The sequence below is a fragment of the Proteiniphilum sp. genome, from assembly GCF_034927365.1.
GTDB lineage: Bacteria > Bacteroidota > Bacteroidia > Bacteroidales > Dysgonomonadaceae > Proteiniphilum.
Genome location: NZ_JAYFQD010000002.1, coordinates 117,338 through 130,780, shown reverse-complemented (window position 1 = coordinate 130,780; position 13,443 = coordinate 117,338). Strand labels below are relative to the sequence as shown.

The 13,443-nt window shown below is 44.3% G+C and carries 10 protein-coding genes; 8 read left to right on the top strand and 2 right to left on the bottom strand.

Annotated features, from left to right (window positions below; all coding sequences use genetic code 11):
• The first annotated feature begins 75 nt into the window (after positions 1-75).
• The 8 genes from uvrB to VB073_RS01080 all read left to right on the top strand — a co-directional run bounded on the left by uvrB (position 76) and on the right by VB073_RS01080 (position 11,380).
• The gene (gene uvrB, locus VB073_RS01115) at positions 76-2,085 is read left to right on the top strand and encodes an excinuclease ABC subunit UvrB (RefSeq protein ID WP_323402297.1); all 2,010 of its coding nucleotides are present in this window, start codon (positions 76-78) and stop codon (positions 2,083-2,085) included.
• Positions 2,086-2,319: 234 nt separating this feature from the next.
• Entirely contained in the window at positions 2,320-3,984 is a 1,665-nt protein-coding gene (locus VB073_RS01110) for a formate--tetrahydrofolate ligase (RefSeq protein ID WP_323402296.1), read from the top strand.
• 242 nt (positions 3,985-4,226) lie between these two features.
• Positions 4,227-5,396: an efflux RND transporter periplasmic adaptor subunit gene (locus VB073_RS01105; protein WP_323402295.1), complete on the top strand. Its 1,170-nt coding sequence runs from the start codon at positions 4,227-4,229 to the stop codon at positions 5,394-5,396.
• Positions 5,397-5,438: 42 nt separating this feature from the next.
• Positions 5,439-6,683 (top strand): efflux RND transporter periplasmic adaptor subunit, encoded by a 1,245-nt coding sequence (locus VB073_RS01100; protein ID WP_323402294.1) that lies wholly within the window; start codon positions 5,439-5,441, stop codon positions 6,681-6,683.
• Between the two features lie 111 nt (positions 6,684-6,794).
• Positions 6,795-7,796 (top strand): HlyD family secretion protein, encoded by a 1,002-nt coding sequence (locus VB073_RS01095; protein WP_323402293.1) that lies wholly within the window; start codon positions 6,795-6,797, stop codon positions 7,794-7,796.
• Positions 7,797-7,804: 8 nt separating this feature from the next.
• The gene (locus VB073_RS01090) at positions 7,805-9,043 is read left to right on the top strand and encodes an ABC transporter permease (RefSeq protein ID WP_323402292.1); all 1,239 of its coding nucleotides are present in this window, start codon (positions 7,805-7,807) and stop codon (positions 9,041-9,043) included.
• A 12-nt stretch (positions 9,044-9,055) separates the two neighbouring features.
• Complete coding sequence (locus tag VB073_RS01085) at positions 9,056-9,751, top strand: ABC transporter ATP-binding protein (RefSeq protein WP_323402291.1); 696 nt, start codon at positions 9,056-9,058, stop codon at positions 9,749-9,751.
• A gap of 144 nt (positions 9,752-9,895) precedes the next feature.
• Positions 9,896-11,380, top strand: coding sequence for a TolC family protein (locus VB073_RS01080; RefSeq protein WP_323402290.1), 1,485 nt, complete (start codon positions 9,896-9,898; stop codon positions 11,378-11,380).
• Positions 11,381-11,383: 3 nt separating this feature from the next.
• On the opposite strand, the gene hemW is transcribed toward VB073_RS01080, so the two are convergent.
• Positions 11,384-12,511, bottom strand: coding sequence for a radical SAM family heme chaperone HemW (hemW, locus tag VB073_RS01075; RefSeq protein ID WP_323402289.1), 1,128 nt, complete (start codon positions 12,509-12,511; stop codon positions 11,384-11,386).
• Between the two features lie 29 nt (positions 12,512-12,540).
• Positions 12,541-13,317, bottom strand: a complete 777-nt coding sequence (locus VB073_RS01070) for a glycerophosphodiester phosphodiesterase (protein WP_323402288.1) — start codon at positions 13,315-13,317, stop codon at positions 12,541-12,543.
• Positions 13,318-13,443 lie beyond the last annotated feature (126 nt).

Below are 13,443 nucleotides of genomic sequence, written 5' to 3'. Positions count from 1 at the left end.
TGGTGATAATGGCCGATGTCATACAGACAGGAAAGCCGGAAAACTAATTTTATATCTGTTTGTTCAAACATATCTATGGATTTTCAACTCACATCGGCATATAAACCGACCGGCGACCAGCCGGAAGCGATTATGGCACTCGTGGAAGGGCTTCAACAAAAAATCCCCTATCAGACTCTGTTGGGGGTTACCGGGTCAGGTAAAACTTTTACGGTAGCCAATGTAATTGCACAGATAAATAAACCTACGCTGGTGTTAAGCCACAATAAGACATTGGCCGCCCAGCTTTATACCGAGTTCAAGAGTTTCTTCCCAAATAACGCGGTGGAATATTTTGTTTCCTATTATGATTACTATCAGCCGGAGGCTTATATCCCGACGACCGATACCTATATCGAAAAAGATCTCTCTATCAATGATGAGATCGAGAAGTTGCGGTTGGCAGCTACTTCTTCCCTGCTTTCGGGGAGAAATGATGTGATTGTAGTCTCTTCCGTTTCCTGTCTGTATGGTATTGGTAATCCTGAAGATTTTAATAAGACTACCATCGATATCCGTGAGGGGCAGGTGATGGAGCGCGACCAGTTTTTACGTCTGTTAGTAAATAGCCTATATTCGAGGAATGAAACCGCCGATTTCAACCGGGGAAATTTCCGGGTGAAAGGAGATACGGTGGATGTCTTCCTGGCATATCACGATTATATCATTCGCGTTATTTTCTGGGGAGACGATATAGAAAGTATCGAGTCGGTAGATCCATTAAGTGGAATCACCATCGAACGGTTAGATTCTTACCGCATCTTTCCGGCGAATCTTTTTGTCACCACCCAGGAGCGTATTAACAGGGCAATTGATGAGTTACAGATCGATCTGGGAAAACAGGTGGAGTTCTTTCAGGAAATTGGGAAACCCTATGAGGCAAAGCGACTCTACGAAAGGGTGACTTATGACCTGGAGATGATCAAGGAGATAGGTTATTGCTCCGGGATAGAGAACTATTCCCGCTATTTCGATGGACGTGTCGCCGGCACACGCCCTTTCTGCCTGCTTGATTTCTTTCCGGACGATTTTCTGACCGTTATTGACGAGAGCCATGTTACTATTCCTCAAATCAGGGCTATGTATGGAGGGGACCACTCCCGCAAAATCAATCTTGTAGAGTTCGGCTTCCGGTTGCCGGCAGCGATCGATAACCGACCGTTAAAATTCGAAGAATTCGAGTCGCTGGCTTCCGAGATTATTTTTGTAAGCGCAACTCCTGCTGATTACGAGTTGGAGAAGTCGGAAGGTATCGTGGTCGACCAGTTGATCCGGCCGACAGGATTGCTTGACCCACCGATAGATGTGCGTCCCAGCCTGAACCAGATTGATGACCTGATGGAAGAGATCCGGCAACGGGTGGAGGTTAATGAGCGCGTATTGGTGACCACCCTCACCAAGCGCATGGCGGAGGAATTGACCGATTACCTGACAAAGAATGGTGTTCGATGCAACTATATTCATTCCGACGTGGAGACGTTGGAAAGGGTGAAAATCATGGACGAATTGCGTAACGGGTTGTTTGACGTACTGATCGGTGTGAACCTGCTACGGGAAGGGTTGGATCTGCCTGAAGTATCTCTCGTGGCGGTACTTGATGCTGATAAGGAGGGATTTCTCCGTTCTCACCGTTCCCTCACCCAGACGGCTGGCCGTGCGGCTCGTAACGTAAATGGAAAGGTGATCTTTTATGCCGATAAGATGACTGACAGTATGCGGATGACTATTGAGGAAACCAACCGCAGACGGGAAAAGCAGATAAAATATAATGAAGAGCATGGCATCACGCCACAACAAATAAAGAAAGCACGTTCATCGGCTCTCACCAAAGAATATACGTCGATCTCCGAAGCGAGAGCATACGTGGAGCCAGATTATTCTGCAATGGCCGCCGAACCGGTGCCGGAATATGCTTCGAAAGACGATCTGAAGAAGAAAATCGAACAGACCCGCAAAGCCATGTTGGCGGCGGCGAAGAAATTGGAGTTCCTGGAGGCGGCACAATTGCGTGACCAACTGATGGCGTTGGAGGAAAAGTTGAAATAATATGCCAATATGGATAAATACTAATTAATAATAAGATATAACTTAGAATTGAAAATAGACATAGTTAAATAAGAAGTTAGAAATAAGAAATAGGAATAGGAAATGTCAAGAAATCCAAGAATAAAAATTTACTCACAAAGTTTTCATCCTGATAATCTTGGCTCTATAAGTCTTGGTTCTAAAAGTCTAAAAGTCCTGGCTCTAATACTCTTAGTTCTATAAATCTCTAAAAAAATGAAATCAGACATTCAAATTGCGAGGGAGACTCGTTTGAGAAAAATTAAAGATGTAGCGGAAAGTATAGGGATTGACCGTGAAGAGGTGATTGGTTTTGGAAGACATATGGCTAAGATACCTCTTCACCTGATCAACCAGGAAAAAATAGAGCATAGCAATCTGATATTAGTGACGGCTATTACTGCTACCAAAGCGGGGATCGGTAAGACGACGGTCTCCATAGGGTTGACCCTTGGATTGAACAAGATCGGGAAGAATGCGATTGTCGCATTGCGAGAACCATCACTGGGACCCGTCTTCGGGATGAAGGGCGGTGCTGCCGGCGGTGGATATGCCCAGGTACTTCCAATGGAGAATATCAACCTCCATTTTACTGGCGACTTCCATGCTGTGACGACTGCACACAATACTATCTCAGCATTGCTCGACAACTATATCTTCCGGGTACAAGGTACCGGAGAGGAAATCAAAGAAGTGCTTTGGAAAAGAGTGTTGGATGTGAACGACCGCAGCCTACGCTATATCGTAACGGGTCTTGGACCGGGTAACGGTATCCCTCAGGAAGGTGGATTCGATATCACTGCCGCATCGGAACTGATGGCTATCCTCTGTCTTGCAGAAGATGAAAACGATCTCCGCCGACGGATTGAGAACATATTGTTGGGATATAGGATTAATGGAGAACCGTTTACGGTGAAAGACCTGGGTGTAGCAGGCGCCATCACCGTACTGATGAAAGATGCTATTCATCCTAATCTGGTACAGACGACAGAGAATACGGCTGCTTTTGTCCATGGGGGGCCGTTCGCCAATATTGCCCACGGTTGCAATTCGGTACTGGCTACTAAAATGGCAATGACGTATGGTGAGTATGTGGTTACAGAGGCCGGCTTCGGAGCTGACCTGGGCGCTGAAAAATTTTTCAATATCAAGTGCCGTAAGAGTGGCTTACGACCCAAATTGACAGTTATCGTTGCTACGGCGCAGGGATTGAAGATGCATGGTGGTACATCGGAGAAGCTGATCAAAGAGCCCGATATGGAAGGCCTGAGGAACGGATTGGAAAATTTGGGGAAACATCTCGATAATCTTGCCGGTTTCGGACAGTCGGTCGTGGTGGCATTTAATAAATATGCTTTTGATACACCTGAAGAAATCGATACCGTACGCGCTTTTTGTTATGAACGGGGAGTTTCATTCGCCGTGAATGAAGCGTTTACCGACGGAGGCACCGGTGCAATAGAGTTAGCCAGAGCGGTTGTGGATGCTGTGGAAAGCAGGCCGTCTGGAGAGTTGAATTTTACCTACGATGATGATGACGATATAGAGACCAAACTCACCAAAGTTGCCACCCGGATTTATGGTGCACATGATGTGGTAATGGGCGAAAAAGCGCTGAAGAAATTGAAACTTATCGGAGGCACTCCGCTCGAAAAAATGCCGGTCTGCATTGCCAAAACACAATATTCTTTCTCCGCTGATCCCAAATGGTATGGAGTTGCCAAAGACTTTCGATTCAAAATCAATGATCTGGTCATTAACCGTGGTTCGGAGTTTATTGTTGCCATTGCAGGTGAAATGATGCGCATGCCGGGGTTACCCGCAGATCCGCAGGCTAAACGAATCGATATCATCGATGGGAAGGTCGAAGGGCTAAGTTAAGTTTTTTTTTATATTATTGTTTTGGTATATCTTCTTTTCTTACGATATTTGCGTAATTCGTTTGATTCTCTTATAAAATAAGGAATATAGACGGGTAGTTCTAATGCTTATTTATGTGGTACGCTTATTTTAAGTGCGTGACTAAAAAACTGCGAGTGCGCTATCGATCTAACTATATTATTCCAGGAAAAGATAAGATATTATTTATTTTAGCTTTACTTTTTTGTTTCTCTTCATGCAATTTGGGAAATAAGAGAGTTATATCTACCTATACCATAACCAATACCGACTTTGAAAATTCAATTATAATTGATGGTACTGTCGAACCTATCCGGTTCACGAACATGTTGTGTCCGGGCAATGTGGATGCCATCGTCACTTATCTGATCGACGACGGTACCTACGTTGAAGAGGGCGATATTGTATGTATCCTTGAAGATAATGAGCAACAGACCAATTATAATAACATGAAGATTGAGTTGGAGAATGCCATCGCCGAGTTGAGCAAGGTTAGGGCCGATTTGAAGATGCAATACGCCCTGTTGGAAGCACAGGTGAAGAATAACGATGTCGATACCGAAATAGCAGACCTCGATTCGCTTCAACTTAAATTTGCTACACCCATCCAGAAGAGGATCAAAGAGTTGGAGCTTGAAAGAGCATACATCCAGAAAGCAAATCTCCAACAAAAACTGGATGCACTCGATATCATCAACAAGTCCGAAATAAGAAAGATGGAAATCAATATCCAGCAACTGACCAACCGGTTGCAATCGGCAGGAAAGACCCTGGATGAATTGACCGTCAGAGCTTCGAAAAAAGGATTGGCTATTATACCCACTTCCCGCATGACTGGTGAAAAACTTAAAGTGGGAGACAATGTCTGGAATAATATGCCAGTGGTGACTATCCCTGAGATGGAACAGGTGAAAGTAAAAATGTCGGTCAACGAAACCGACTTCAGACATATTGGCGACACCGATTCTGTGGCTTACACTTTTGATGCCATGCCGGGAAATAGTGGTTATGGCAGGATTATCAAGAAATTGCCCGTAGGACAACCCCGCTCAAGGGAGTCAAAGGTGAAATTCTTTGAGGTGGAGGCATCCATCGATAGCGTGTTGCAACTACCCGAACCCGGATTCACGGCAAAGAGCCGTATCATATCGATTTATATCAGTGATACGATTGTCGTTCCTCAAATTGCGATTTATGAGGTTGATTCCATGAAAGTAGTCTATGTCAGGAATAATAATGATAAATATGAGATGCGTCAAATTTCAACCGGTCCCTCGTCAATGAAAGAGTCGATTGTCACAGCCGGTTTGAGAAAGGGAGAGGTCGTTTCGTTGATTAAGCCGCCTGCTTCACTCATAAGGGGAAAGAAGGTGCTCTCAGATTCAATCCGATAGTGTGTATATTATATAGAGGTCGTATGAATTAATACTATTAAGATGGGGTATAAAATTACAACACAATTTCTTCTTCTTTTTTGTTTACTCTTTTTTATAGCATGTGGTAAAAAAGAGACTCAGCAGGTACCTGTAGGGAAAGTAGCCAAGGGAACCCTTTATCTCGATTTGTACGAAGAGGGGGAGATTGAAGCCGTGGAATCGATGAATATTGTCGCTCCACTTATCTCCTGGAGATATGGTAACCTGAAGATTACTGAGCTGGTAAAGGATGGTGAAGAGGTGAAAGCCGGTGATACACTGATTGTATTTGATCCTTCCGAGGTATTAAAAGGGATCGTCGAGGCGGAGTCGAGTCTGGAGATTGCCAAAGCCGAGTACGACAGGATGATTGCCCAGCAAAAATCGGATCTCGAAGAGTTAAGAGCCGGGTATGAGGTGGCGCGGATCTCCCATGAGATATCCAAGATCCGCTTCGAGTCGGCAGAATATGAATCGGATATCAGGAAAAAAGAGATCCAGTTGAATCTGGACAAGGCTGATATCGCCTTGGAGAGAGCCAAAGAGCAGATAGATAACCGGATAAAGATACAGAAGGAAGAGGTGAAACAGAAAGACCTCTCCATTAGCCAGTTCGTGGCACGACTCGAAGAGGCGCATGAGACGTTGAATAAGCTGTCGGTAGTCACCCCCTCTGCCGGAATTGCCATCATTTCACGTAATTGGAGTAGCGGTAATAAGTTTCAGATTGGCGATCAGTGCTGGAGTGGATTCCCACTTATCCAACTCCCCGACTTGTCTGTGTTAAAGGCAACGGTGAGGATCAATGAGGTAGATGTCGCTAAAATAAGTAAAGGGCTGCGTGTGGAGGTTAAGCCGGATGCGTTCTCCGACAGTATCTTCGCGGGGACGGTCAATTCAATCGCGAACCTGGCGGTGAATAAAGAGGGATCGTCGAAGATAAAAGTATTCCCTGTAGAGATATTGCTGAATGAATCGAATAAGAACCTGCTTCCCGGCCTTACCGTGAGTTGCAGGATCATCATCGATCAGATAGATGATGTGCTTTATATTCCTTTGGATGCGGTGAGAGCTGAAGGTGATAAGAGCTTCGTCTATAAAAAGAGCGGAAGCGGTTACGATAAGGTCGAAATTGAAGTCGGACAGAATAACAGCGATTATGTAGTAGTCGTCGATGGTTTAAAACAAGGGGACGAGATCGCACTGGTTGATCCGTTTGCTGTCGAGACAGAAGAGAAGAAGCCGGAGAGTGGGGAGGCTGGTTAATGTGCCAATGTACTAATGTGTCAATATGCCAATTATATTGATAAATCCCAAATTCTATATCAAAAATCTAAAATTCTAACAGTCTTGGTTCTTGATTCTAAATTAAGATATATGAAAAATAGAATAATATATACTCTTTTAGTGCTGATGTACCTGCTTCTTGCTGTTTCCTGCAACAAGGGTCCGGGGATGGACGGTACTGAAAAAAGGGGATCGGATGGAAGCACCATTGTAGAGACGGGAGAGCTTGCTGCCATCAATTCTGTCTCTTTTGTGATACCGAGATATGGGCGGCATTGGTACCAGATGAAGATTATCGGCTTGTTGAACCATGGGGAGATAGTGAAAAGAGGAGATTCAATCGCACAATTAGATCCCGCAGAAATCAATAAGTTTATCCTGGATCAGGAGAGTAATCTGGAAACCCAACTGGCTGTACTCGAAAAATTATATGTGGAACAGGAAAACAGAGAGCAGGAGAGCGAATCAAGAATAAAGAACGAATTGTCGTCATTCGACCTGAAGAAGATCGAACTGGAAGCATCCCGTTTTGAATCGGAACGGTTGAGAAACATCAAAAAACTGGAGTTTGAACAGGCGGAGATCAGTCTCGAGAAAGAAAAACGTATCTATGAGTTAAGCAAGATTATCAAAGAGAGAGATTTAAGAATTCAGGAGATCCGGGTCGAACAGATCAGGAAAGAGATAGAGAACGCCAAAGCAATTCTTCCCACACTTACCTTGCGTACACCCGTGTCGGGCGTATTCCAGGTAGAATTTAACTATCGGGGAATGAATAGAAGCTTATACAAGATCGGAGATAATATTTATGCAGGTAATAACCTGGCCAATGTACCTGAGTTGGAATTCATGAAAGTGAATACCCAGGTGAATGAAACCGATTTTTTGAAGTTGAAGGTCGGCCAGAAAGTGGCTGTGCGTCTGGATGCATTGCCTAAAGTCGTCTTCGACGGTGAAGTTGCTTATATCGGGAAACTTTGCCGGTTAAAAGACCAAAAGTCGCGTCAACGGGTTTTTGATGTGGAAGTCACGATATTAAAGCCGGATGAAAGGCTAAAGCCAGGTATGACAGTTAGTTGTGAATTTTTATAAGAGAGGATATGCAATACGGAGAAAATATTCGTTTGGCGTTACAGGGACTGGTCGACCATAAATTCCGTTCTTTCCTGACGATGTTGGGAATTATTTTTGGTGTGGCTTCGGTAATCACCATGTTATCGATAGGTGAAGGAGCGAAACGGGAGGCTATCGCAAAATACCAGGATTTGGGTGTAAACAACATCATTGTCAGGGATAAATCGCTGTCGGATGAGGAACTGGAAGAGGTGCGTGCCAAATTTTCCCAGGGACTTTCTATCCAGGATGCGAATGTTATCAGGGAGATAGTACCGGGTGTGGAAAGGGTGGCAGCACAGGCCGAAAAGAGTACCGAGGTAAAATTCAATGACAAGTCGGTGAAGTCGACCGTTATAGGGATTACGCCTGATTTTCTCAGCCTGATGAATTATAAGGTGCAACAGGGTAATTTCATCAGCGAGAAACACTATAACGAGCGGTTGAAGGTCTGTGTCCTGGGTGCGGGTGTTGCCGCCACATTCTTCAAAGGTGAGGACCCGATCGGGAAACTGGTGAAGATTGACGACCAGTGGTTGGAAGTGGTCGGGGTACTGGCATCGAAGAGCCTTTTTACCGAAACGGTCGGCGAGCTGGCGGCAAGAGATCTGAATACCGATGTCTATGTGCCACTTTCGTTATTCCTGAATCGGTTTACACGGGAAAATATCCTCTCCAGTGAAATACAGCAGATCACTGTACAGATCAATAATTCAGACAGGCTGATCGAAGCTTCCAGGATTATTGACGAGATATTGAAACGTCACCACTTTAATAATAATGATTACAGCATCGTCATCCCTTATGAACTGTTGAAACAGGAAGAAAAAGAGCGCCAGATATATAATATCCTTCTGGGCGCGATTGCGGCCATATCACTGCTGGTAGGGGGGATCGGTATCATGAATATCATGCTGGCAACCGTTATGGAGCGTACCCGGGAGATCGGGATCCGGCGGTCGGTCGGTGCCCGCAAGATTGATATTATGAGCCAGTTTGTCACCGAATCAGTGGCAATCAGTATTACCGGCGGGGTGATCGGGGTACTGATCGGTATCATCTTGTCGTTGTCGGTTACCCTGTTTACAGACATTACCACCTTTATCAGGCCCTATTCCGTTTTTATTGCCTTCTCCTTCTCGGTGATTGTCGGGGTTAGTTTTGGATACCTGCCGGCTAAGAATGCTGCGAACTTAAAGCCGGTTGATTCCATTCGTTATGAATAAAAGAAGCACATCATGCTGATAGAAATAAAAGAGCTAAGAAAGAGTTATTCCCTTGGAGAGACTGAAATCCCCGTCATACATGGTATCAATCTCAACATCGAGAAGAATGAATATGTGGCTATCATGGGACCCTCCGGCTCGGGGAAATCGACGTTGATGAATATCCTGGGTTGTCTGGATACTGCATCCAGTGGCCATTATTATCTGAATAATATTGATGTAAGCACGTTGGATGATGATGCCCTGTCGCTGACGAGAAACAAAGAGATCGGTTTTATTTTTCAGAATTTTAATCTCTTACCCCGGTTGAATGCCATTCAGAATGTTGAATTGCCTTTGATTTACGCAGGAGTGCCCGCTATTGAGCGTAGGGAAAGGGCATTGAGAGCGTTGGAGAGAGTAACACTGTCGGACCGGTTACATCATAAACCCTCCGAATTGAGTGGGGGACAACGGCAAAGGGTTGCTATTGCCAGGGCATTGGTTACTAACCCGGGAATACTGTTGGCCGATGAACCTACCGGAGCACTCGATTCGAAGACCGGCGTGGAGATTATGCGCTTGTTCGAAGATCTGCATAAGGAGGGCAATACAATTATCCTGATCACCCACGAACAGGAGATTGCCAATTATGCTCACCGCAATATCTATCTCAAGGATGGGATGATCCATTCCGATCAGCAGAACCTTCAGAGAAGAGTGCTTTAATGTGCCAATATGCTAATGTGCCAATATGCCAATGTGCTAATATGCCAATGTGCTAATATGCTAATGTGCCAATATGCCAATGTGCTAATGTGAATAGGTGCAATTGGTAATTTTGAATTTAGAATCCCAAATCAATATAATGTGATGAAGAAATTGTTTTTAATCTGTACATATTTATATTTCTCTGGACTGTTGCTGCATAGCCAGTCAGTACATACACTTACTTTGGAAGAAAGTATAGAGATAGCTAAAACTCAAAGTTACAGTATGTTGAAATTAGGCGAAGACCTGAAAATTGCCGAATATAATTTGAAATCGGCCACCAGTCGGCTAAAGACGCATATTGACATGTCTATCGGAGCTCCTCAATACACCGAAACGATTGAGAGCTGGAAAGACACAACAGGTATTACCTTCTATTACCCTATGAAGGAACTGGGCTACTCTACTGTACTGACTATCAATCAGCCGCTTCCCACAGATGGTAATATTTTTATTCAGAGTATGTTATCGAGCGGGGAGAATTTAAATAGCAATTTCAGGTCCTCCCGTCTCCGTTCCCGTATAGGATTTAACCAGCCACTCCAATCCTTTTACGCATATAATAGTATCCGTTCGTCTCTCAAGAGGGCAGAACTGGATTATGAACGTTCTAATAAACAGTATAAAAGGGAGGAACTGAATCTGGTATATCAGGTGAGTAGTGCCTATTATAATTTATTGTCGCTGCAGAGAAGTACCGAGATAGCTCAACTCGACCTGGAGCGGCAGATGGAAGCGCATGAAATATCACAGAACAAATATGCTGCAGGACTTATCCGGGAAGTAGATGCTTTACAGATGGAAGTCGATTTGGCAGAGGCACAAAACAATTATGATATCTCTGTTTTGAACGAGATATCCGCTAAAAACTCATTCAAGGAACTGTTAGGTCTGACCTTGGATGATAGTATATCCCTGCATAACGAATTGGATTACCAGATTGTGGTGGTGGATCCGGAGAAGGCTGTGGAAATGGCATTGAAGAATCGGTTGGAAGTACGGGAGCAGGATATTCAGATAGAATTGCAGAAGTTGAATATAAAGCAGCAAAAATCAAATGGAATGATCAGGGGAAGCATCGATGCCTATTTTGAGAGGGCCGGAGTTGATCAGCGAAATGATATCAGTCTTTTTTCTTCTATAAAAAATTCCTACAGTAACCTGTTGGATCGAAATGCCAGCTATGGTGTTGGTCTGACCATCACGATCCCTATACTCGACTGGGGAGAAAACAGGGCATTGGTAAGGGCTTCCGAGTCGAGGTTGAAACAATACAACTATCGGAAAGAAGAAGTTGTAAGAGAGATAGAAACTGAAGTAAAGAATCTGATCGCCAGTATCAACAGCAATTTAAAACGGTTACAGGTGCTGGAAAAGAACGTGTTGGTGGCAGAAAAAAGTTTTGAGATAACACGACAACGTTTTTCAGATGGAGATATCGACAGTCAGGGATTGGCATTGGAGAGAAATCGTCTGAACAATGCCTATACATCTCACCTGAGAGCCTATATCAATTACCAGTTGTCGCTGGCCGACCTGATGCGCAAGACATTCTATGATTTCCAAAAACAGGAGGAGATGCTGTAACCGCTAATCGATCCACATCAGGTCACTCATGATGCCGTCAGAGATGAAAATACCGTCGCGGGTGAGTATAAGGATACCCTCTTCAATTTTGAGCAGATCCCCGTCAAGATATTTCTGTGCATTTTGCATGCAGTAGCGGTGATATTTATCGCCGAAGCGGGTTGAGAGTTCTGCGAGATCAAGTCCCCACATCGTGCGCAGGCCTGTAAGAATCATCTCATTGTATTTTTCACTCGTGTTGAGATGTTCTGTCTCCCGGTTCAATGTGCCCGATTCAACCCCCTTGATATATCGTATAAGTGAGGGGATATTGCGGGAACGGTTGTCGCCGTCGAATGAGTGTGCGGCAGGACCTAAACCCAGATATCTCCTATTCTTCCAATAGGAGCTGTTGTGCCGTGAGAAATAGCCCTCCCTGGCAAATGCCGATATTTCATAATGAATATAACTATGCGATGTGAGCCGGTTGATCAGCATGGCGAACATGGTTGTACTGACCTCTTCGCCCACGGGTGTTATTCTTCCTGCCTGTAGAAGTGAATACATCCGGGTTTTCTCTTCGTAAATAAGATGATAGGATGATATATGAGAAACATTGAGAGCTATGGCCTGATCCAGATTCTGTTGCCATATTTCCTCTGTTTGTTGCGGCAATCCGTACATCAGGTCGATACTGATATTCCCGAATCCATGTTGCTGACATCTCTTCACCGCGTCGATGGCCTGCCGGGCGGAATGACGCCGGCTCAGGAATTTCAATTCCCTATCATCAAAACTTTGTATACCGATACTGAGCCGGTTTATCGGTAACCCGGATAGCATGTCTACATACTCCTCAGAAAGGTCGTCGGGATTTGCTTCCACGGTAATCTCCGCATCCGGAGCAATGGAAAAGTGGTTGTGTAAGGTATCAAATATCTTTTCTAAATGTTCCTGTCGGAGCCGCGAAGGAGTCCCTCCACCAAAATAGATGGTCTCCACCCGTTCGGGAATCTCATCTTTCCTTATCCCTGCTTCAGTACAGAGCGCATCGACGAATGCATCCATCTGCGTTTCATTGGTACCGGTGTAAAAATCACAGTAAGTGCACCGCGTCTTGCAGAATGGAATATGGATATAGATGCCCGCCACTATCTTATTTTATCTGAACGGTTACCGGATCATTGTTTCTGTAGTATATCTCTTACCAGTAAAGGTTCGTCGGTGGTGATATAATCTACTTTCAGATCGATGATTTTTTGGATATCTTCCGGGCTGTTTACTGTCCAGACATTTACTTTCTGTCCTAATCCATGCGCTTCTTTCACCCAATCCGGTTTTTGATATACTACATTAAAATGATAGTCGAATCCGCTCAGTTTCATCGTTGCAAGAACCTTGGGACTTAAATCGCCATTCAGGTAAAAGACCGGCGCTTTTGGATCAAGTTTTCTTACCTGTTGTACAAAATTAATTCCGAAGGCAATGTATTCCACTCTATCCTGCAGGTTGCGATCGCGTACCATCTGAATCACCTTTTCGGCCAGTTCATCCTCTCTCTCTTTTGAGTTGTGCGACTTAAACTCAATAATGAGTTTCGTGTGTTTGCATCGGGTAAAAGCATCTAAATATTCTTCCACCGTCGGTATGATTTCCCCGTTGGCTAGCTTTACTTTCCGGAGAGTGGCGGCCGGAGTATCCTGCACGATCAGCTTCTCGCCATTCAGGGTGACATGGGCATCATGATTCACCATCGGAATACCATCGGAAGAGAGCCATATATCCACTTCCGAACCATATGCACGGATTGAATCGGCTTTCATCAATGCCGTGATGGAATTCTGGGCTGAACCATCGGTTTTCCAATAGCCACGGTGGGCGATAATCTCCTGGGCTTGAACGGTAATGGTTCCTGATATAAAGAGTGCCAATACCAGAAAAAGGGCGTTTTGTTTCATTTTTATCTTGAATTTTGCAATAATTTTTAAAAATACAACAATTGAATGAAATAGTAGGGAAGATGTCGATTAAATTATGATAAATGAGTGTTAAGAAAAAAAGCCGTTTAAAAAACGGCCTTTTTA

Bases quoted from the DNA above. Each gene is read 5' to 3' on its own strand.
- VB073_RS01100 (WP_323402294.1), top strand. From the start codon at position 5,439: ATGGGGTATAAAATTACAACACAATTTCTTCTTCTTTTTTGTTTACTC.
- uvrB (WP_323402297.1), top strand. From the start codon at position 76: ATGGATTTTCAACTCACATCGGCATATAAACCGACCGGCGACCAGCCG.
- VB073_RS01080 (WP_323402290.1), top strand. From the start codon at position 9,896: ATGAAGAAATTGTTTTTAATCTGTACATATTTATATTTCTCTGGACTG.
- VB073_RS01085 (WP_323402291.1), top strand. From the start codon at position 9,056: ATGCTGATAGAAATAAAAGAGCTAAGAAAGAGTTATTCCCTTGGAGAG.
- VB073_RS01110 (WP_323402296.1), top strand. From the start codon at position 2,320: ATGAAATCAGACATTCAAATTGCGAGGGAGACTCGTTTGAGAAAAATT.
- VB073_RS01090 (WP_323402292.1), top strand. From the start codon at position 7,805: ATGCAATACGGAGAAAATATTCGTTTGGCGTTACAGGGACTGGTCGAC.
- VB073_RS01095 (WP_323402293.1), top strand. From the start codon at position 6,795: ATGAAAAATAGAATAATATATACTCTTTTAGTGCTGATGTACCTGCTT.
- VB073_RS01070 (WP_323402288.1), bottom strand. From the start codon at position 13,317: ATGAAACAAAACGCCCTTTTTCTGGTATTGGCACTCTTTATATCAGGA.